This window comes from Streptomyces sp. NBC_00568, assembly GCF_026341855.1.
Taxonomy (GTDB): domain Bacteria; phylum Actinomycetota; class Actinomycetes; order Streptomycetales; family Streptomycetaceae; genus Streptomyces.
This window is the reverse complement of the sequence record NZ_JAPENW010000001.1, coordinates 206488-226722: the sequence shown is the minus strand read 5'-3', so window position 1 is coordinate 226722 and position 20235 is coordinate 206488. Positions and strand designations below refer to the sequence as shown.

The window sequence follows — 20235 nt, the reverse complement described above, 5'->3', positions numbered from 1 at the left end:
TCGCGCGGGTGGTGTCGTCCGGGGCGCGCCCGACGGGACGTCCGGGTGGGGTGTCCGGGCGGGGCGTCGACTGTTCCGTACGAGAGAAGCATGTGACATAGTACTGATGTGAGCAAGCCATTTACCTGCGATGTCGTGGTCGTCGGAGCCGGAATGGTGGGCGCTGCCTGCGCCCTGTACGCGGCTCGCGCGGGCCTCGACGTCGCCGTGGTGGACCGCGGCCCGGTGACCGGCGGCACGACCGGCGCGGGGGAGGGGAACCTGCTCGTCTCCGACAAGGAACCCGGGCCCGAGCTCGACCTCGCGCTGTTCTCCGGGCGCCTGTGGGCCGACCTCGCCCAGGAACGGGCGGAGGAGATCGAGTACGAGGCCAAGGGCGGCGTCGTCGTGGCCGCCACGCCCGAAGGCCTGGCCGCGCTGGAGACCTTCGCCGCGGGCCAGCGGGCGGCCGGTGTGCTGGCCGAACCGGTCACCGCCGACCGACTCCACGATCTGGAACCGTACCTGGCGCCCGGACTCGCGGGCGCCGTGCGCTATCCGCAGGACACCCAGGTGATGCCCGCCCTGGCCGCCGCGCATCTTCTCCGGGCTTCGGGCGCGCGGCTGCTGACCGGGCGCACCGTGACCGAGGTGCTGCGCGCACGGGACGGCTCGGTCCGCGGCGTGCGCACCGACCGGGGTGATCTGCACGCGCCGGCCATCGTCAACGCGGCCGGGACGTGGGGCGCGGCGGTGGCCTCCCTCGCCGGTGTCACCCTTCCCGTGCTGCCCCGCCGAGGCTTCGTCCTCGTCACCGAACCCCTGCCGCGCCGGGTGCGCCACAAGGTGTACGCCGCGGACTACGTCGCCGACGTCGCCAGTGACTCGGCCGCGCTCCAGACCTCGCCGGTGGTGGAGGGGACCGCGGCCGGTCCGATCCTGATCGGCGCGAGCCGGGAACGGGTCGGCTTCGACCGGTCCTTCTCGCTGCCCGTCGTACGCGAACTGGCGGCGGGGGCCACACGGCTCTTCCCCTTCCTGGCGGAGGTGCGCGCCCTGCGGACCTATCTCGGCTTCCGGCCCTACCTGCCCGACCACCTGCCCGCGATCGGCCCCGACCCCCGGGCGCCCGGTCTCTTCCACGCCTGCGGGCACGAAGGGGCGGGCATCGGACTGTCCACCGGAACGGGACAGCTCATCGCGCAGGTCCTGGCCGGCAAGACACCCGAGCTCGACCTCGCGCCGTTCCGTCCCGACCGTTTCCCCGAGGAGGCCGTGTGAACCCCCTGGACCTCGTACGGGCCGAACCCGGCCCCGCGTTCACCGTCACCCTCGACGGCCGGGAGATCGAGGCGCTGCCCGGCCGGACCGTCGCCGCCGCACTGTGGGCCGCGGGCGTCACCTCCTGGCGCACCACCCGCGACGCGGGCCGGCCCCGCGGCGTCTTCTGCGGCATCGGCGTCTGCTTCGACTGCCTCGTCACCGTCAACGGCCGCCCCAATCAGCGGGCCTGTCTGGTCCCGCTGGAGCCGGGCGACACGATCCGCACACAGGAAGGCACGGGCCACGATGACTGACGGACGCCACCTCGCGGTGATCGGCGCGGGCCCGGCCGGTCTCGCCGCGTCCCTCGCCGCGGCGGCACGCGGCATCCATGTGACGCTGATCGACTCGGCCGCTGCGGCGGGCGGGCAGTTCTACCGCCGGGCCGCGAGCGGTCTCGGTGCCCGGCGGCCTCGCGCGCTGCACCACCAGTGGCGTACCTGGGAACGGCTGGAACTGGGGCTCGCGGCACACCTGGAAACGGGCACGATCGAGCACTTGACGGACCATCATGTGTGGCTGGTCGAACGGACCGGGGCGGGCGCACGACCCGGATTCAGCGTCCACGCCCTCCTCGGCCCTCTCCAGGAACGCTCCGTCACCGTGCGCGCCGACGCCGTGCTCCTCGCCACCGGTGGATACGAGAAGGTGCTGCCGTTCCCCGGCTGGACCCTGCCCGGTGTCGTGACCGCGGGCGGCGCCCAGGCCATGCTCAAGGGCGGCCTCGTCGTGCCGGGGCGGACCGCTGTCGTCGCGGGCACCGGACCGTTGCTGCTGCCCGTGGCGACCGGGCTGGCGGCCGCCGGAGTGGAGGTCGCGGCCCTGGTGGAGTCCGCCGGTCCCCGAGCGTTCGTCCGCAGGGCCGGGGCGATGGCGGCTCAGCCGGGCAAGCTTGCCGAGGGAGCCCGTTACGCGGTTCAACTTCTGCGTCATCGCGTGCCGTTCGTCCCGTCGCACACCGTCGTCGAGGCCCATGGCGAGGAGCGGCTCGAAGCCGTCACCGTCGCCGCGCTCGGCCCCGACGGGCGGGTCAGGACCGGAACCGGGCGCCGCATCCCCTGCGACACGCTCGCCGTCGGACACGGGATGATCCCGCACACCGACCTCGCCGAAGCGCTCGGCTGCCGCATCGACGGACTGAGGGTCGATGCGGACGACGAGCAGCGCACCGACGTGCCCGGCGTCTGGGCCGCGGGCGAGACCACCGGCATCGGCGGCGCCGCGCTCTCCCTGACCGAGGGACACCTCGCGGGCCGGTCGATCGCCGCCCGGCTCTCGGGTACCGAACCCGACCCGCGTGCGGTGGCCCGAGCGGTCAAGTCCCGTACGAGGATGCGCACCTTCTTCGCCGCGCTCGACGCCGTGTACGCGCCACCCGCGCACTGGACGGACCAGGTCACCGACGACACCGTCGTGTGCCGCTGCGAGGAGGTGACCGGCGGCCGTATCCGCGAGGCCGTCACCGACCTCGGTGCCGGCGACGTACGGACGGTCAAGCTGCTCACCCGGGCCGGGATGGGATGGTGCCAGGGCCGGATGTGCGAACCCGCGGTCGCCGGGCTCGTCGGCTGCGAACAGACGCCCGCACGACGGCTGTTGGCGCGCCCGGTACCGCTCGGCGTGCTCGCCCGCGCCGGTACGGACGGCGACGACGGGGCCCCGGGCGCGGGTTCGTCCCCTGCCCGGGAGTGACCCGCCCCGCGACGACCCCGCTCCACTCGACCGCGCTTTGCCTCCGCCACAGTAAAATGTCACACCCTATCGAGAGGGATGAGCAGCTCATGACCGTCACCCCCGACAGCCGCCCCTGGCGCGGAGTCCTCGTCGCCACCGCGCTCCCGCTGAACGACGACCTCTCCGTGAACCACGACCGGTACGCCGAGCACTGCGCCTGGCTCGTCGAGAACGGGTGCGACGGCGTCGTGCCGAACGGCTCGCTCGGTGAGTACCAGGTGCTCACGCCCGAAGAGCGCGCCAAGGTCGTCGAGACCGCCGTCGCCGCGATCGGCGGATCGCGGGTGATGCCCGGCGTCGCCGCGTACGGCTCCGCCGAGGCCCGCCGCTGGGCGGAGCAGGCGAGGGACGCGGGCTGCGGCGCCGTGATGCTGCTGCCGCCCAACGCCTACCGCGCGGACGAGCGATCCGTGCTCGCCCACTACGAAGAGGTCGCCCGGGCGGGCATCCCCGTCGTCGCGTACAACAACCCGATCGACACCAAGGTCGACCTGGTGCCCGAACTCCTCGCCGAGCTGCACGCCGCCGGGTCCATCCAGGGGGTCAAGGAGTTCTCAGGCGATGTGCGCCGCGCCTACCGCATCGCCGAACTCGCCCCGGATCTCGACCTGTTGATCGGCGCGGACGACGTGCTGCTCGAACTCGCCGTCGCCGGCGCCAAGGGCTGGATGGCCGGCTACCCGAACGCGCTGCCCCGGGCGAGCGTCGAGCTCTACCGCGCCGCGGTCGCCGGTGACCTCGACACGGCGGGCAAGCTCTACCGACAGCTGCACCCGCTGCTGCGCTGGGACTCCCGGGTCGAGTTCGTCCAGGCCATCAAGCTGTCCATGGACGTCGTCGGCCGCCACGGCGGTCCGGTCCGGCCGCCGCGCGTCCCGCTGCTGCCCGAGCAGGAGGCCGCCGTGCGCCTGGCCACGGAGCGGGCCGTCGCCGCCGGTCTCGCCTGAGCCGTCCCGACCTCCAGGCCCCCGCCGACACCACTCAGGAGTCCCATGCGCAGCAAACTCGTCCTGCACGCCGTCGACTCGCACACCGAGGGCATGCCCACCCGGGTGATCACCGGCGGGATCGGCACGATCCCGGGCGCGACCATGAACGAGCGGCGGCTCTACTTCCGTCAGCACCGCGACGACATCAAACAGCTCCTGATGAACGAGCCGCGCGGCCACGCGGCGATGAGCGGCGCCATCCTCCAGCCGTCCACCCGCCCGGACTGCGACTACGGCGTGATCTACATCGAGGTGTCGGGCTATCTGCCGATGTGCGGGCACGGCACCATCGGGGTGGCGACCGTGCTGGTGGAGACCGGCATGGTCGAGGTCGTCGAGCCCGTCACCACGATCCGGCTCGACACCCCGGCGGGCCTCGTCGTCGCCGAGGTCGCCGTCGAGGACGGCGCGGCCAAGGAGGTCACGCTCAAGAACGTGCCGTCGTTCGCCGTCGGCCTCGACCTCAAGGCCACGCTCGCCGACGGGCGCACGGTGACCTACGACCTGGCCTACGGCGGGAACTTCTACGCGATCCTGCCGCTGGAACAGTTCGGCCTGCCCTTCGACCGCTCCCGCAAGGACGAGATCCTCGCGGCCGGACTGGCGCTGATGGACGCGGTCAACGCCGAGGGCGAGCCCGTGCACCCCGAGGACCCGTCCATCCGCGGCTGCCACCATGTCCACCTGTACGCTCCCGGGGCGACGGCCCGCTTCTCGCGGCACGCGATGGCGATCCACCCCGGCTGGTTCGACCGTTCGCCCTGCGGTACGGGCACCAGCGCGCGCATGGCCCAGCTGCACGCCCGTGGTGAACTCCCGCTGGACACCGAGTTCGTGAACGAGTCCTTCATCGGGACACGGTTCACCGGCCGGCTGCTCGGCACCACCGAGGTCGCCGGAACGCCCGCCGTGCTGCCCAGCTTCACGGGGCGCGCGTGGATCACGGGGACGGCCCAGTACCTGCTCGACCCCACGGACCCGTTCCCGGCCGGATTCGTCCTGTGAGCGGCCCCGCTCCGGGACGTAGATACTGGTAGTCCGAGTAACACGTGATATGGCACATGGCCGGTGCGCCGAGACGACGCACCGGCCCGTACGAGGAGACCCCGATGGCCGCCCAGCGCAGCAGCGCACCCTCAGCCGCTCCCGACCTGCCCACGCTGGGCGGCAAGAAGAGCAGCTATCGCGAGCGCGTGGCCGACGCGCTGCGCGCCGCGCTGATCGCCGGCGAACTGCGCGCCGGCGAGGTCTACTCGGCGCCCACGCTGGCGGCGCGCTTCGGCGTCTCCGCGACGCCGGTCCGCGAGGCCATGCTCGACCTGGTCAAGGAGGGCCTGGTCGACACGGTGCCCAACAAGGGGTTCCGGGTCACGGCGGTCTCCGAGAAGCAGCTCGACGAGTACACCCACATCCGCTCGCTCATCGAGATCCCCACCATCGTCCAGCTGGCCACCACGGCGGACCCCGTCTCGCTGGAGGCGTTGCGTCCGGCCGCCCGGGAGATCGTGACCGCGGCGGCGGCCGGTGACCTCATCGCGTACGTGGAGGCGGACATCCGCTTCCACCTCGGCCTGCTCGCCCTCGCGGGAAACTCCCATCTGATCGAGGTCGTCGGCGACCTGCGCAAGCGCTCGCGCCTGTACGGGCTCAACGCCCTGGTCGAGGCGGGCCGTCTGGAGGCCTCGGCCGAGGAGCACCTGGAACTCCTCGACGCCCTGCTCGACCGCGACGAGCACGCCGTGCGCGCGGTGATGACGCGCCACCTGGGCCATGTCCGCGGTCTGTGGGCCGCACCCTGAGGGGGCCGACGACGCGAGCGTGAAGTGGGCGAATTTCTACGCAAGCAGCTTGCATTTCTTGCGCTATTCTTGCGTACATGACGCGACGACTTGCTCAGGTGGCCAAGAAGGTCGGGGTCAGTGAGGCCACGGTCAGCCGGGTGCTCAACGGCAAGCCGGGAGTCTCCGACTCCACCCGGCAGGCGGTGCTCTCCGCCCTCGACGTCCTCGGCTACGAGCGGCCGACCCAGCTGCGCGGCGAACGCGCCCGGCTCGTCGGCCTCGTCCTGCCCGAGCTGCAGAACCCGATCTTCCCGGCCTTCGCCGAGGTGATCGGCGGAGCGCTCGCGCAGCTCGGCCTCACCCCGGTGCTGTGCACCCAGACCAAGGGCGGCGTCTCCGAGGCCGACTACGTGGAACTGCTGCTCCAGCAGCAGGTCTCCGGCGTGGTGTTCGCCGGCGGTCTGTACGCGCAGGCCGACGCGCCGCACGACCACTACCGCCAGCTCGCGGACCGCAACATTCCGGTGGTGCTGGTCAACGCGGCCATCGAACACCTCGGCTTCCCCTGCGTCTCCTGCGACGACGCCGTCGCCGTCGAGCAGGCCTGGCGCCATCTCGACTCGCTCGGCCACGAGCGGATCGGGCTCGTCCTCGGCCCCGGCGACCACATGCCGTCGGGCCGCAAACTCGCGGCGGCGCGCGCCCTCGCGCCGGACCTGCCCGACGAGCACGTCGCCCGGGCGATGTTCTCGCTGGAGGGCGGTCAGGCCGCGGCCACCCGGCTGCTCGACCGCGGGGTGACCGGCATCATCTGCGCCAGCGACCCGCTCGCGCTCGGCGCCGTACGGGCCGCCCGGCGCAAGGGACTCAGCGTCCCGGGCGAGATCTCCGTCGTCGGATACGACGACTCGGCGTTCATGAACTGCACCGAACCCCCGCTGACCACGGTCCGCCAGCCGATCGAGGCGATGGGGCGCGCAGCGGTGGAGCTGCTGAACGCGCAGATCGGCGGCAGCAGTGTGACCGCCGAAGAGCTGCTGTTCGAACCGGAGTTGGTGGTGCGCGGGTCCACCGCGCAAGCGCCCCGCGTCTGAGGGCCGCAAACACCCGCCGCAGAGACCCCTTCTGCTGTCAAATAATTACAGATTCTGCGCGACATCTTGCGGACAGATGTCGGCGGTGCTTGAGTGTGCGGCGCCAGAACACGGCGGCACACCCGCCGTGGGCCTTCCTCGCTCCTGCCCAAAGGGGTCCACCAATGAGAAGCACCGGGTTCCGCCGTACCGCCGTCATGCTCATGGCGTCCTCCCTCGCGCTCGCCGCCACCGCCTGCGGTTCGAGCGACGACGACACGGCCGACGGAAAGACCCGCATCACGGTCAACTGCGAGCCGCCGAAGAGCGCCAAGGTCGACCGCTCGTTCTTCGAAGCCGACATCAAGGCGTTCGAGAAGGCCAACCCGGACATCGACGTCGTCGCCCACGACGCGTTCCCGTGTCAGGACCCCAAGACCTTCGACGCCAAGCTGGCCGGCGGCCAGATGGAGGACGTGTTCTACACGTACTTCACCGACGCCAAGCACGTCGTCGACGTCAACCAGGCCGCCGACATCACGAGTTACGTCAAGGACCTCAAGAGCTACAGCACCATCCAGCAGCAACTGCGCGACATCTACACCGTCGACGGCAAGATCTACGGCATCCCCCGCACCGGCTACTCGATGGGCCTCATCTACAACAAGGCGCTCTTCGAGAAGGCCGGCCTCGACCCCGACAAGCCCCCGACGACCTGGGAGGAGCTGCGCGCGGACGCCAAGAAGATAGCCGCGCTCGGCAAGGGGACGGTCGGCTACGCGGACTACAGCGCCCAGAACCAGGGCGGCTGGCACTTCACCGCCGAGCTCTACTCGCAGGGCGGGAACGTCGTCGGCGAGGACGGCAAGAAGTCCACGATCGACAGCCCCGAGGGCAAGGCGGTCCTGCAGAACCTCAAGGACATGCGCTGGAGCGACAACTCCATGGGCACCAAGCAGCTGCTGGTCATCAACGACGTCCAGCAGATGATGGGTTCCGGCAAGCTCGGCATGTACCTCTCCGCGCCCGACAACATCCCGATCCTGGTCAAGGAGAAGGGCGGGAACTACAAGGACCTCGCCCTCGCGCCCATGCCCGGCGGCAAGGGCACGCTCATCGGCGGCGACGGCTACATGTTCAACAAGAAGGCCACTCCGGAGCAGATCAAGGCCGGCCTGAAGTGGCTGGAGCACATGTTCCTGACACCCGGCGACGGGTTCCTCGGTGACTACGCCCGCGCCAAGCAGAACGACGCCCCGGTCGGCCTGCCCGAGCCGCGCCTGTTCACCGGCGCCGCGGACGCCAAGGACCAGGAGGTCAAGAAGGCCAACGCGAACGTGCCGGTGGAGAACTACCAGGCCTTCCTCGACGGCAACCAGAGCCTGCAGATGAAGATCGAGCCCCCGCAGGCCCAGCAGATCTACTCCGTCCTCGACGGCGCCGTGTCCGCGGTCCTCACCAAGAAGGACGCCGACATCGACCAGCTCCTCAAGGACGCCTCCGGCAAGATCGACTCGATTCTGGCCCGAGGCTGACACCGTTCATGAAGACCGCATCGAAGCCCCCCGCAGCGTTCCCTCCGGCCGCCGTCGGCGTGCCGGAGGCGCCGCGCTCGGCGGGACGCCGGCCCGGGCCCCCCTGGCGCCGGCGCCTGGCCGACCAGTCCCGCGCCTACGCCTTCCTGATCGGCGGCCTGCTCTGCTTCGCGCTGTTCTCCTGGTACCCGGCGATCCGTGCGGTCGTGATCGCCTTCCAGAAGTACACGCCGGGCAGCGGCGGTGAGTGGGTCGGCACCGCCAACTTCACCCGGGTCTTCCACGACCCGGAGTTCACCGCCGCCTGGCGCAACACCCTCACCTTCACGGTCCTCGCCCTGCTCATCGGCTTCGCCGTCCCCTTCGTGATGGCGCTGGTGCTCAACGAACTGAGGCACGCGAAGGCCTTCTTCAGAGTCGTGGTCTATCTGCCGGTGATGATCCCGCCGGTGGTCAGCGCCCTGCTGTGGAAGTGGTTCTACGACCCCGGAGCGGGCCTCGCCAACGAGACGCTGCGCTTTCTGCACCTGCCGACCTCGAACTGGTCCAACGGGGCCGACACCGCCCTCGTCTCGCTGGTCATCGTCGCCACCTGGGCCAACCTCGGCGGCACCGTCCTCATCTACCTCGCCGCGCTCCAGAGCATCCCCGGCGAGCTGTACGAGGCGGCCGAGCTGGACGGCGCGAGCCTCCTGCAGCGGATCCGGCACGTCACGATCCCGCAGACCCGCTTCATCATCCTCATGCTGATGCTCCTTCAGATCATCGCCACCATGCAGGTGTTCACGGAACCGTTCGTGATCACCGGCGGCGGACCCGAGGACAAGACCGTCACGGTGCTGTACCTGATCTACAAGTACGCCTTCCTCTACAACGACTTCGGAGGGGCCTGCGCGCTGAGCGTCATGCTGCTCGTGCTGCTCAGCACCTTCTCCGCCCTGTACCTGCGGCTGACCCGCTCGGAAGGGGACGACACATGAGCACCCGCACCCTGGTCTCCCCGCTCACCCTGGCCCGCCCCCGCGGCAAGGCCGTCTACTGGACCGTCTTCTGCGGTGTCGTCCTGCTGTTCGCGCTGGCCTTCCTGTTCCCCGTCTACTGGATGGTGACCGGCGCCATGAAGTCGCCGGACGAGGTGACGCGCACACCGCCGACCCTCGTACCCGACCAGTGGCACTTGTCCGGCTACACCGACGCGTGGGACCTGATGGACCTGCCCACGCACCTGTGGAACACGGTCGTCCAGGCGGCGGGGGCCTGGCTCCTCCAGCTCGTCCTCTGCACCGCCGCCGCGTACGCCCTGTCCAAGCTGAAGCCGGCCTTCGGCAAGGTGATCCTCGGCGGCATCCTCGCCACCCTGATGGTCCCGGCGCAGGCCCTGGTCGTCCCGAAGTACCTGACGGTCGCCGACCTGCCTCTCATCCACACCAGCCTGCTCAACGACCCGCTGGGCATCTGGCTGCCGGCAGTCGCCAACGCCTTCAACCTCTATCTCCTCAAACGCTTCTTCGACCAGATCCCGCGCGACGTCCTGGAGGCAGCCGAGATCGACGGCGCCGGGAAACTGCGCACCCTGTGGTCGATCGTGCTGCCGATGTCCCGGCCCGTCCTCGGAGTCGTGTCGATCTTCGCCCTGGTCGCCGTCTGGCAGGACTTCCTCTGGCCGCTGATGGTCTTCTCCGACACCGACAAGCAGCCCATCAGCGTGGCCCTCGTCCAGTTGTCGCAGAACATCCAGCTGACCGTGCTCATCGCCGCGATGGTGATCGCCAGCATCCCCATGGTCGTGATGTTCCTGGTGTTCCAGCGGCACATCATCGCCGGAATCAGCGCGGGCAGCACCAAGGGCTGACGCCTGTACGTGACCTCCTCGAACGAAAGGCAACGCACCGTGGGACAGCCCCGCCCTGCCCGAAATCAGTCCGCGTGGTGGCGTTCCGCCGTCATCTACCAGGTGTACGTCCGCAGCTTCGCGGACGGCGACGGCGACGGCACCGGCGACCTCGCGGGCGTCCGCGCCAGACTCCCGTACCTCGCCGAACTCGGCGTGGACGCACTGTGGTTCAACCCCTGGTATCTCTCACCCCTGGCCGACGGCGGCTACGACGTCGCCGACTACCGCGCCATCGACCCGGCCTTCGGGACGCTCGCCGAGGCGGAGAAACTGATCGCCGAGGCCCGGGAACTGGGCATCCGCACCCTGGTCGACATCGTGCCGAACCACGTCTCCGACCAGCACCCCTGGTTCCGGGCGGCCCTGGCGGGCGGACCGGAGCGCGAGCTCTTCCACTTCCGCCCCGGCCGCGGCGAACACGGCGAACTCCCGCCCAACGACTGGCCGTCCCAGTTCGCGGGCTCCGCCGAACCGGTGTGGACCCGGCTGCCCGACGGCGACTGGTACCTCCACCTCTTCACCCCCGAGCAGCCCGACCTCAACTGGGCCCACCCGGCCGTCCGCCAGGAGCACGAGGAGATCCTGCGCTTCTGGTTCGAGCGGGGGGTGGCGGGCGTGCGCATCGACTCGGCCGCGCTGCTCGCCAAGGACCCCGACCTGCCCGACTTCGTCGAGGGCCGCGACCCGAACCCCTACGTCGACCGCGACGAACTCCACGACATCTACCGCTCCTGGCGGGCGGTCGCCGACGCCTACGACGGGGTCTTCGTCGGCGAGGTCTGGCTCCCCGACACCGAGCGCTTCGCCCGCTATCTGCGCCCCGACGAACTGCACACCGCGTTCAACTTCTCCTTCCTGTCCTGCCCTTGGGACGCCGCGCGGCTGCGCACCTCGATCGACGAGACCCTCGCCGAGCACGCCCCCGTGGGCGCGCCCGCCACCTGGGTGCTGTGCAACCACGACGTGACCCGCACGGTCACCCGCTACGGCCGCACCGACACCGGCTTCGACTTCACCGCCAAGGCCTTCGGCACGCCCACCGACCTGGCTCTCGGCACCCGCCGGGCCCGCGCCGCCGCACTGCTCTCGCTCGCCCTGCCCGGCTCCGTGTACGTCTACCAGGGGGAGGAACTCGCGCTGCCCGAGGTCGAGTTGCCGCTCGAGAGCATCCAGGACCCGATGCACTTCCGCTCCGGCGGCTCGGACCCGGGCCGCGACGGCTGCCGGGTCCCGCTGCCCTGGGCCGCCGAGGCGCCGTACGCCGGATTCGGCGGCGACCCCTGGCTGCCGCAACCGGCCGGCTGGCCCGCCCACGCCGCCGACCGCCAGTCCGAGGACCCCGCCTCGATGCTGAGCCTCTACCGTGCCGCGCTCCGCATCCGCCGCACCGAACCGGGTTTCGGCGACGGCCCCCTCAGCTGGCTCCCCGCACCGGAGGGCGTCCTCGCTTTCGCCCGTACGGACGGTCTGCGGTGCGTCGTCAATCTGGCCGACGGCCCGGTCGAGCTGCCGGAGCACTCCGAACTCCTGCTCGGCAGCGGCCCGTTGGACGCCGACGGGTTCCTCCCGCCGGACACGGCGGTATGGCTGCGCGCCTGAGACGAACGGACCGGACACCGTGTGCCCACCCCCACCTCGAAGGGATCAGCACACGGTCACCGTCGCCCTGCGGCCGGTACGGGCCTGCGCTACCTGCGGCTGAACGCCACCGCGAACACCTTGCTGGCTGGCCGGCCGGCTCAGCGAGGTGGAGGCGTGTCCGTCTTCGTGACCGGCTCCCCGCGCTTCGCCGCCTGGATCTGCTCGTACACATGGGTCCGTAACTCTGCGAAGCGCGGGGCGACCCGGGTGTGCAACTGGTCCCTCTCCTCCGGGAGATCGACCTTCAGCTGCTCCTGCACGACGGTGGGGGAGGCCGAGAGGATCAGCACCCGCTCGCCCAGATAGACGGCCTCGTCGATGTCATGGGTCACGAACAGGATCGTGATGCCGCGCTGCCGCCACAGCCGGCGCACCAGGTCCTCCAGATCGGCGCGGGTCTGCGCGTCGACGGCCGCGAACGGCTCGTCCATGAGCAGGACCTCGGGCTCGTACGCGAGGGCCCGCGCGATGGCGACCCGCTGCTGCATCCCGCCGGACAGCTGCCACGGATAGGCCCCCGCGGCATCGGCCAGGCCGACGGACTCCAGCGCGTCGGCGACCAGCTCCCGCCGCCGCGTCCTGCTCAGCTTCTTCTGCCTCAGAGGCAGTTCGACGTTCTCGCCGACCCGCATCCAGGGGAACAGGCTGCGCCCGTACTCCTGGAACACGAACGCCATGCCGGGCGGCGGGCCGCTCACCCGCCGGCCCGCGAGCAGCACCTCGCCCGAAGTCGGGGTCAGCAGACCGCCCATGCACTTCAGCAGTGTGGTCTTGCCGCAGCCCGACGGGCCGACCAGACAGACGAGTTCACCCGCGTCCACCGTGAAGGTGAGGTCCCGGACCGCCTCCACCCTGCGCCCTGACCCCTCGTAGACCTTCCGCAGGCCGGATACGACCAAAGACGCGTGCATGGACCGCCCTTTCGCGAACGTCACGAGGACCGCCGGGAGGAGTCCCGAAGACCGTGGTACCAGCCGAGCACCCGGCGCTCGACCAGCTGGAAGACGACCGAGAGGACGAAGCCGAGCAGGCCGAGGACGAGGATTCCGGTCCACATGTCGGGGATCGCGAAGCCGCGCTGGAACTGCACGATGGTGAAGCCGAGTCCGTTGCTGGCCGCGAACATCTCGCTGATGACCATCAGGATGATCCCGATGGACAGCGCCTGGCGCAGGCCCGCGAAGATCTGCGGACTCGCCGACGGCAGGACGACGGCGCGTATCCGGGCCGGTCCGGTGATGCCGTACGAGCGGGCCGTCTCGGACATCACGGAGTCGACGGCGCGCACTCCCTCGACCGTGTTCAGCAGGATCGGCCAGACGCAGCCGCTCGCGATCACGACGATCTTCATCGTGTCCCCGATGCCCGCGAACAGCATGATGACCGGAACGAGGACCGGCGGCGGCACCGCCCGCAGGAACTCCAGGACCGGTTCGCACACCGCCCGCACCTTCCGGTACGAGCCGATGACCGTGCCGAGGGCGACACCCACGACCGCCGCCGACGCGTAGCCGGCGAGCAGCCGCAGCAGGCTGGGCACCAGGTCGGCGTGGAGCCGGTCGCGCGTCCAGACGTCGGGGAACGTGTTGAGGATCGTGCGCAGCGGCGGCCAGTAGACATTGGTGCTGCCGTCCGAGGCGAGCCACCAGACGGCGATCAGCAGCACCGGGAGCGCGGCCACGAACAGCACCCGCAGGGGGAGGCTTCTCCACATGCTCGGCCTGACCGGTTCGGGCGGGATGTCCGTCACACCGCCACCTCCCCGCGCACCGACTGGTGCCAGGCCAGCGCGTGCCGCTCCACCGACCGCGCACCCACGTTGATCAGCAGTCCGAGCAGACCCGTGACCACGATCAGCGCGTACATCTCGGGCACGGCCTGCGAGGTCTGGGCGACCGCGATGCGCGCGCCCAACCCCGGTGCTCCGATGACGAGTTCGGCGGTCACGGTGAGGATGAGCGCGACCGCCGCGGCCAGCCGGACACCCGTCATGACGTACGGGAGGGCCGTCGGCCACTGCACATGGCGGACCCGGGCCCAGGTGCCGAGCCCGTACGAGCGCGCCGTCTCCTCCGCCACCGGGTCCACGTCCCGCACGCCGTACATGACCTGGACGAGGACCTGCCAGAAGGACGCGTACACGACGAGGAGGAGCACCGACCGCAGCTCGGTGCCGTAGAGGAGGACGGCGAGCGGGATCAGGGCCACGGAGGGGATCGGACGCAGGAACTCGATCGTCGAGGCGGTCACCTCGCGCAGATACGGCACCACCGAGACGACCACGCCCACCACGATGCCGGCACCGACCGCGATCGCCAGGCCCAGTGCCCAGCCGGTGAGGGTGTCACCGAGATCGGTCCAGAAGGCGCCGTCGGACATCTCGTCGCCGAGGGCCCGGGCGATCCGGCTGGTCGGAGGGAAGTACTCCTCCTTGACCACGCCGAGCCGCGGCACCACCTCGCCGAGGACGAGGAAGGCCGCGAGCCCGGCGGCGCCCAGAGCGGCGTTCACTGCCCACCCGGCGGAGCCACTGCCACGCGCTTGCTTCCGCTTCACGGCAGCAGCTTGTCCAGATCGGGCGCCGACTTGAAGAGGCCGTCCTGCTCGCCCAGCTTCTGCAGCGCCTCGATGGAGGTCCGGTTCGGCTCGGCCGGCCACTTGGGCAGGGTCACGTCCGCCAGCAGGGCCGCCGGGATCTTCGTGTACGTGGTGACGATCTGCCGGACCTCGTCCGGGTGGGCGTCGGCGTAGGCGAGCGACTCCGCGGTGGCCTCCTGGAACTTCTTCACCACGTCGGGGTGCTGTGTCGCGTACTGGTTCGAGGTGAAGTACATGGCGACGGTGAGGTCCTTCGCCACGTCGACCAGGGACGAGGCGATCTCGGTCGCTCCCTGGCTCTTGACCGTCGCGAGCGCGGGCTCGACCACCATCGCGGCGTCGATCTGGCCACTGTCGAGGGCCGCGGGCATCTGGTCGAAGGCGAGCTCGACGAACTTCACCTCGGACGGATCGCCGCCGGCCTTGCGCACCGACTCGCGCACGGCCGTCTCATTGATGTTCTTGAGCGTGTTGACGGCGACCTTCTTCCCCTCCAGGTCCTTCGCCGACGTGATGGCGCTGCCCTTCTTGACCGTGATGGCGCCGAAGTCCTTGCCGTCGACGCCCGTCGACGCGACGCCGTTGGCGATGGCCTTCACGGGAACGCCGTTGGACTGGGCGATCATCAGCGAGGTCATGTTGGAGAACCCGAACTGGAACTGGCTCGAGACGACACCCGGCACGATCGCGGCGCCGCCCTGCGCGGGCGTCATCGACAGTTTCAGTCCGCGCTTGCTGTAGAAGCCCTTCTTCTGGCCCAGATAGACCGGGGCGACATCGACGATGGGGATGATCCCCACCTTGACGGTGGTGGTACCGCCGGACGAAGAGTTCTTGTCCGAGGCGCCACCGCCGTCGGACGAACCGCAGGCCGACGCGGCGACCAGGAAGGCTCCGACCGCGATACCGGCGAGCAGACGACGCATGGCTCCTCCTGTGCAGACGAAAGTGTTCCGACAGGTTGTGCGCACACCGCACAATGGTGCTCAGCGCGAAGGTAGAACCCCGTCCGTGCCGGGTCAATGGCCTTGGCTAACAATATTGTTGACAGTTACCGAAATGCGCTCTCGGCCTCCGCGGGAGCGCTCCGTGTGTCCCTCTGGAGGCGACGATGCCTGCAGCAGCCCGAGCGCCCCACTTCGTCCGATCCTTCGAACGCGGACTCGCCGTCATCCGTGTATTCGGGCCCGACCGACCGGAACTGACACTCAGTGAGGTCGCCCGCGGCTGCGACCTGACCCGCGCCGCGGCACGCCGTTTCCTGCTGACCCTGGTCGATCTCGGGTACGTCCGCACGGACGGCCGGGTCTTCCGGCTCACCCCGCGCGTGCTGGAACTCGGCTACGCCTATCTCTCCGGTTTCACCCTCCCGGAGATCGCCCTGCCCCATCTGAAGCAACTCGCCGAACAGGTGGGGGAGTCGAGCTCGCTCTGCGTCCTCGACGGCGACGACGTCGTGTACGTGGCGCGGGTTCCGACCCGGCGCATCATGACGGTGACGATCAATGTCGGCACCCGCTTCCCCGCCCACGTCACCTCCGTGGGCAGGGTGATCCTCGCGCACCTCGCCGACGCGGAGATCGACGCCCTGCTGGAGCGAGCGGATCTGCGGTCCCTGACGGAGCGCACGATCGTCTCGCGGGCCCTCCTGAAGGCGGAACTCGGCCGGGTGCGGCGGCAGGGATACGCCATCGTCGACCAGGAGTTGGAGGAGGGCCTGCGCTCGGTCGCCGCCCCGGTGCGGGACCGGGACGGCACCGTGGTGGCGGCCGCGAACATCCCCGTGCACGCCAGCGGCAACAGCCTCGGATCCGTCCGCCGCGACCTGCTTCCCCACCTGCTGGCGACGGTCGCGCGGATCGAGGGGGACCTCGCGGTCACAGGTCCAGCACGAGGCTCTTCCCGCGGCAGCGGGACACACAGATGAGCATCGTCCCGCCCGCCTCCCGCTCCTCGTCCGTGAGCACCGAGTCCCGGTGGTCCGGCGTCCCTTCGAGCACGTCCGTCTCGCAGGTCCCGCAGGTGCCCTCGGTACAGGAGAAGAGCACCTCGACGCCGGCGGCGCGCACGGTGTCGAGGACGGAGACGCCGGGGGCGACGGTCAGAGTGCGCCCCGACCGGTCGAGAACCACCTCGAACTCCCTCTCCCCGCCCGCTTCCTGGGGCTTCGGCCGGAAGCGCTCCACGTGCAGCAGTCCGGCCGGGCACCGCTCCTCCACCGCGTCGAGCAGCGGCCCGGGGCCGCAGCAGTAGACGAGGGTGCCCTCGGGGACCTCGTCGAGCACGGGGGCGAGGTCCAGCAGCCCGGTCTCGTCCTGCGGAGCGAGGGTGACCCGGTCCCCGAACCGTCCCAACTCCCCGGTGAACGCCATGGAGCCACGGGTGCGCCCGCCGTACAGCAGCGACCACTCGGCGCCCGCCGCCTCGGCCGCCGCGAGCATCGGCAGGATCGGGGTGATGCCGATGCCGCCCGCGACGAACCGGTAGCGCGGGGCGGGTGCCAGCGCGAAGTGATTGCGCGGACCACGAACGCGGACCAGGTCACCGTCGCCCAACTGCTCGTGGACATAAGCCGATCCGCCCCGTCCGTCCGGCTCGCGCAGCACCGCGATCCGCCAGGCCCGGCGGTCCGCCGGATCACCGCACAGGGAGAACTGCCGCTCCAGGTCCGGACCGAGGACGACGTCGATGTGGGCGCCCGGCTCCCAGGACGGGAGTTCCGCGCCGAGCGGATGGCGCAGGGTCAGGGCGACCACGCCGTCGGCGACGGACTCCCGCCGCCCGACGACGAGTTCGGCTTCGTACGCGGTCATGAGGCCTTCCCCCGCGGTTCGGGGCCGCCTTCGCGCGGTCCGCCCCGGTCTCCCCGCGGTCCGGGTTCGCCGCCCCGCGGTCCCCGGTCGCCCGCCCGTGGTCCGAGGCCGTTCCCCGGTGCTTCGTGACCCTCGGGGTGGGCGAGCATCCACTCCCACATCGCGATCGGGTCCCCGGCGGTGTGCTCGGCGCCGCAGTGACACGTTCCGTGCAGCACGTCGGTGCCCGGTACCCAGTCCACGCGGTAGATCTCGCCGGTCGGGCCGGTCACAGGACCCTCTCCACGGGCTTCTCGCCCTGCTCGACCAGCCGGGCGAGGATGCGGCGGGCGGCGAGGCCGCCGGTGTCGATGTTGATGCTCAGCTCCTGGTAGCCGTCGCGTTCGGTGCCGAGGGTCTTCTGGAGGAGGTTGAGCGCGTCGACGTCCTGCATCACGACCGTGTGGTTGAAGTCCCGCAGGAAGGTGGTGACTTCGTCGTCCGAGCGGGCGAAGTCGCGGGAGACCGCCCAGAAGTCGTAGACCTTGCCGTCGCCGGACGGCGTGATCGCGTACGTGATCTCGGTGTGGAACGCGTCCGGGTCGCCGCCGTCCGCCTCCGGCAGCACACCGGCCGGCGCGATCCTGCTGTGCAGCAGATAGAGGCAGGGCGCGTGGTACTCGATGTCCTGCCAGCGCGTGATGCGGCCCTCGATACCGGTCGAACGGGCGTAGAACGGCGGGCACTCTGCGTCGTCCATGTGCCGCGAGACGCGCACGATGCCCGCGCCCTCGTCGACCTCGGTGGCGATCGGTGTCTCGGCGACCTCGGGCGTGCCGATGTAGCCGCCGTGCAGATACGTCTCGTGCGAGAGGTCCAGGAGGTTGTCGACGAGGAGTCCGTAGTCCGCGTCGATGGGCTCCATGCCGCTGACCGTCGTCCAGTCCGGCGAGTCCATGTGCGGGGCGCGCGGGACGGCCGCCGGGTCGGCGAGGGCCGGGTCGCCGATCCAGACCCAGACGAACAGGTCCTGCTCGACGACCGGATACGAGGCGACACGGGCGGTGCGCGGGATCCGTTTCTGCCCCGGCACGTACACGCAGGTGCCCGTCGTGTCGTACGTGAACCCGTGATAGCCGCACACGATCCGGTCACCGTCGAGCCGGCTCTCCGAGAGCGGGAAGCGCCGGTGCACACAGCGGTCGGACAGGGCCACGGCCGTCCCGTCCTCCTCGGTCCGGAAGAGGACGAGCGGTTCACCGAGAACCGTCCGTCCGAGCAATTCGCGCCCGACTTCGTAGGTATAGGCGACGACGTACCACTGGTTCCTGGCGAAGGACGTCATGTGAGGCATGAAGGCCGGCTCCCGTCTCTGATGGTGGTGGCATCGTTCGGGCAGGCATCACTGGGCCGCAATACGACTTCCGTCTCACGGAAGATGTCCGATGAAATGCCACGTCAGCGTGTTGTCGCAGGTCGGCCGGGTAGCGCGAGGGATTGGGGGGCAGGAATCGCGAGCAGATTGCTGACTGAACGACGCAGCGAGACGGTCATCGACAGGCCGTTCGTCTCCGGTGACGCGCATGGGGCGCCTGCTCCGGCTAGCGCAAACAGGGCTGTTGCCGCATGGTGACTCAGCCCAGGAGTGGCCCGGTTGGTTTCGGGCGGTGTGGCCAGGAAGGTTCTGAGTCTGGCTGCTACCAGCGGCGAAGTGCCGCACCGCGAGCAGGGGGAGAGTCCGTGCCGACGCGTCGTGGCGTGTACCGGCGTTGTCCCCCTTCCGCCGCATGGGGGGAGGAGAGCAACGCCGGTGTGTTGTGGGCTGCTGTGCTCAGTTGGTGGTGAGCATGCCTTCGCGGAGCTTGGCGAGGGTGCGGTTGAGGAGGCGGGAGACGTGCATCTGGGAGACGCCGAGGTGTTCACCGATCTGGGCCTGGGTGAGTTCGTCGACGAACCGCATGTGGATGATGCGGCGTTCACGGTTGTCGAGCTGGGAGATCAGAGGGGCGAGCGCGTTGAAGTCCTCGACGAGTTCGAGGGCGGTGTCGTCGATGCCGATGAAGTCGGCGAGGGCGGCTTCGCCGTCTTCGCTGGAGGTGATGGCGGCGTCGAGGGAGGCCGAGGTGTAACCGTTGGCGGCCTTGCGGGCCTCGATGACCTCTTCCTCGGACAGGGACATCAGTTCGGACAGTTCCCGTGTGGTGGGCATGCGGCCGAGCCGGCTGCGGAGCTCCTCGGTGGCCTTGGCGAGCGCCACGCGTGCTTCCTGCAGCCGGCGCGGGACGTGGACGGCCCACGTGGTGTCACGGAAGAAGCGCTTGATCTCACCGACGATGTAGGGGACGGCGAAGGAGGTGAACTCGACCTCGCGGGTCAGCTCGAAACGGTCGATGGCCTTGATCAGTCCGATCGTGCCGACCTGGACGATGTCCTCCATCTCGTCCTGTCCGCGGCTGCGGAAGCGCGCGGCCGCGAACTGGACGAGGGTGATGTTCATTTCGATGAGGGTGTTGCGCGCGTACTGGTACTCGGGCGTGCCCTCTTCCAGAACGGCGAGCTGGTCGAAGAACAGCCTCGACAGCTCGCGGGCGTCCTTCGGAGCGACCTGCGACGGGTCACTGATCTCCGGCAGCACAACGGTCCGCGCCCCTGCCGTCTCGGTCACTGTCATGCTCGTCCCCTCCTGCGTGATCCAGCCTCATATGCCGCCTGCTCCTGAGCGGCCAGAGACGGCGTACCCGCAGTTGAGGCATGCATGCCAGGCAATTCCGCAGTGGATCTGCTGCTCGGCCATCCGGCCTCAGGAGTCAAAGCGGAAGCGAGGTTAACCCATTCGGCAGGCGGGGTTTCGACGTAGGGCCGGCCGCCCCCGCCGAGATGCCGTCCCGGCGAAGCC

The 20235-nt window shown here is 70.2% G+C and carries 20 protein-coding genes; 12 read left to right on the top strand and 8 right to left on the bottom strand.

The genetic code is table 11. From position 1 onward, the window contains the following. Window positions 1-108 precede the first annotated feature (108 nt). From OOK38_RS01010 to OOK38_RS00960, 11 genes are all read left to right on the top strand, one after another. Window positions 109-1260, top strand: a complete 1152-nt coding sequence (locus OOK38_RS01010) for an FAD-binding oxidoreductase (protein WP_266763983.1) — start codon at window positions 109-111, stop codon at window positions 1258-1260. After that, on the top strand, window positions 1257-1556 hold the full coding sequence (locus tag OOK38_RS01005) for a (2Fe-2S)-binding protein (RefSeq protein WP_266763984.1): 300 nt from the start codon (window positions 1257-1259) through the stop codon (window positions 1554-1556). The genes OOK38_RS01010 and OOK38_RS01005 overlap by 4 nt, the downstream gene beginning before the upstream one ends. Then, window positions 1549-2994, top strand: coding sequence for an NAD(P)/FAD-dependent oxidoreductase (locus tag OOK38_RS01000; RefSeq protein WP_266763985.1), 1446 nt, complete (start codon window positions 1549-1551; stop codon window positions 2992-2994). The genes OOK38_RS01005 and OOK38_RS01000 overlap by 8 nt, the downstream gene beginning before the upstream one ends. 89 nt (window positions 2995-3083) lie before the next feature. Next, complete coding sequence (locus OOK38_RS00995) at window positions 3084-3983, top strand: dihydrodipicolinate synthase family protein (protein WP_266763986.1); 900 nt, start codon at window positions 3084-3086, stop codon at window positions 3981-3983. A gap of 45 nt (window positions 3984-4028) precedes the next feature. Next, window positions 4029-5030, top strand: a complete 1002-nt coding sequence (locus tag OOK38_RS00990; protein ID WP_266763987.1) for a proline racemase family protein — start codon at window positions 4029-4031, stop codon at window positions 5028-5030. A gap of 104 nt (window positions 5031-5134) precedes the next feature. Then, entirely contained in the window at window positions 5135-5824 is a 690-nt protein-coding gene (locus OOK38_RS00985) for a GntR family transcriptional regulator (protein ID WP_266763988.1), read from the top strand. Window positions 5825-5901: 77 nt separating this feature from the next. Further along, window positions 5902-6900, top strand: a complete 999-nt coding sequence (locus OOK38_RS00980) for a LacI family DNA-binding transcriptional regulator (protein WP_266763989.1) — start codon at window positions 5902-5904, stop codon at window positions 6898-6900. A gap of 164 nt (window positions 6901-7064) precedes the next feature. Beyond that, complete coding sequence (locus tag OOK38_RS00975; protein WP_266763990.1) at window positions 7065-8414, top strand: ABC transporter substrate-binding protein; 1350 nt, start codon at window positions 7065-7067, stop codon at window positions 8412-8414. An 8-nt stretch (window positions 8415-8422) separates the two neighbouring features. Further along, the gene (locus tag OOK38_RS00970; RefSeq protein WP_266763991.1) at window positions 8423-9394 is read left to right on the top strand and encodes a carbohydrate ABC transporter permease; all 972 of its coding nucleotides are present in this window, start codon (window positions 8423-8425) and stop codon (window positions 9392-9394) included. After that, window positions 9391-10266 carry a carbohydrate ABC transporter permease gene (locus OOK38_RS00965; RefSeq protein WP_266763992.1) on the top strand — a complete coding sequence of 292 codons (876 nt, stop codon included), beginning with the start codon at window positions 9391-9393 and terminating at the stop codon, window positions 10264-10266. Before OOK38_RS00970 ends, OOK38_RS00965 begins: the two co-directional genes overlap by 4 nt. A gap of 39 nt (window positions 10267-10305) precedes the next feature. Next, complete coding sequence (locus tag OOK38_RS00960; RefSeq protein WP_266763993.1) at window positions 10306-11907, top strand: glycoside hydrolase family 13 protein; 1602 nt, start codon at window positions 10306-10308, stop codon at window positions 11905-11907. A gap of 140 nt (window positions 11908-12047) precedes the next feature. Here OOK38_RS00960 and OOK38_RS00955 read toward each other — a convergent pair whose 3' ends face one another. The 4 genes from OOK38_RS00955 to OOK38_RS00940 are packed head-to-tail and all read right to left on the bottom strand — an operon-like array spanning window position 12048 to window position 15473. Continuing rightward, the gene (locus OOK38_RS00955) at window positions 12048-12860 is read right to left on the bottom strand and encodes an ABC transporter ATP-binding protein (protein WP_266763994.1); all 813 of its coding nucleotides are present in this window, start codon (window positions 12858-12860) and stop codon (window positions 12048-12050) included. A gap of 20 nt (window positions 12861-12880) precedes the next feature. Further along, window positions 12881-13663, bottom strand: a complete 783-nt coding sequence (locus tag OOK38_RS00950; protein WP_266765943.1) for an ABC transporter permease — start codon at window positions 13661-13663, stop codon at window positions 12881-12883. A gap of 32 nt (window positions 13664-13695) precedes the next feature. Further along, window positions 13696-14460, bottom strand: a complete 765-nt coding sequence (locus OOK38_RS00945; RefSeq protein WP_266763995.1) for an ABC transporter permease — start codon at window positions 14458-14460, stop codon at window positions 13696-13698. A gap of 41 nt (window positions 14461-14501) precedes the next feature. Next, on the bottom strand, window positions 14502-15473 hold the full coding sequence (locus OOK38_RS00940) for an ABC transporter substrate-binding protein (RefSeq protein WP_266763996.1): 972 nt from the start codon (window positions 15471-15473) through the stop codon (window positions 14502-14504). 185 nt (window positions 15474-15658) lie between these two features. On the opposite strand from OOK38_RS00940, the gene OOK38_RS00935 reads away from it, so the two are divergent. Continuing rightward, on the top strand, window positions 15659-16474 hold the full coding sequence (locus tag OOK38_RS00935; RefSeq protein WP_266763997.1) for an IclR family transcriptional regulator C-terminal domain-containing protein: 816 nt from the start codon (window positions 15659-15661) through the stop codon (window positions 16472-16474). On the opposite strand, the gene OOK38_RS00930 is transcribed toward OOK38_RS00935, so the two are convergent. The 4 genes from OOK38_RS00930 to OOK38_RS00915 form a co-directional block, all read right to left on the bottom strand. Then, on the bottom strand, window positions 16425-17360 hold the full coding sequence (locus OOK38_RS00930) for a PDR/VanB family oxidoreductase (RefSeq protein ID WP_266763998.1): 936 nt from the start codon (window positions 17358-17360) through the stop codon (window positions 16425-16427). The two genes, OOK38_RS00935 and OOK38_RS00930, sit on opposite strands and share 50 nt — an antisense overlap. Next, window positions 17357-17632, bottom strand: coding sequence for a hypothetical protein (locus OOK38_RS00925; protein WP_266766043.1), 276 nt, complete (start codon window positions 17630-17632; stop codon window positions 17357-17359). Before OOK38_RS00925 ends, OOK38_RS00930 begins: the two co-directional genes overlap by 4 nt. After that, a complete protein-coding gene (locus tag OOK38_RS00920) occupies window positions 17629-18693 on the bottom strand; it encodes an aromatic ring-hydroxylating dioxygenase subunit alpha (RefSeq protein WP_266763999.1) in 1065 nt (354 codons plus the stop codon). Before OOK38_RS00920 ends, OOK38_RS00925 begins: the two co-directional genes overlap by 4 nt. Window positions 18694-19170: 477 nt before the next feature. Next, a complete protein-coding gene (locus OOK38_RS00915) occupies window positions 19171-20010 on the bottom strand; it encodes an RNA polymerase sigma factor SigF (RefSeq protein ID WP_266764000.1) in 840 nt (279 codons plus the stop codon). Between the last annotated feature and the right edge of the window lie 225 nt (window positions 20011-20235).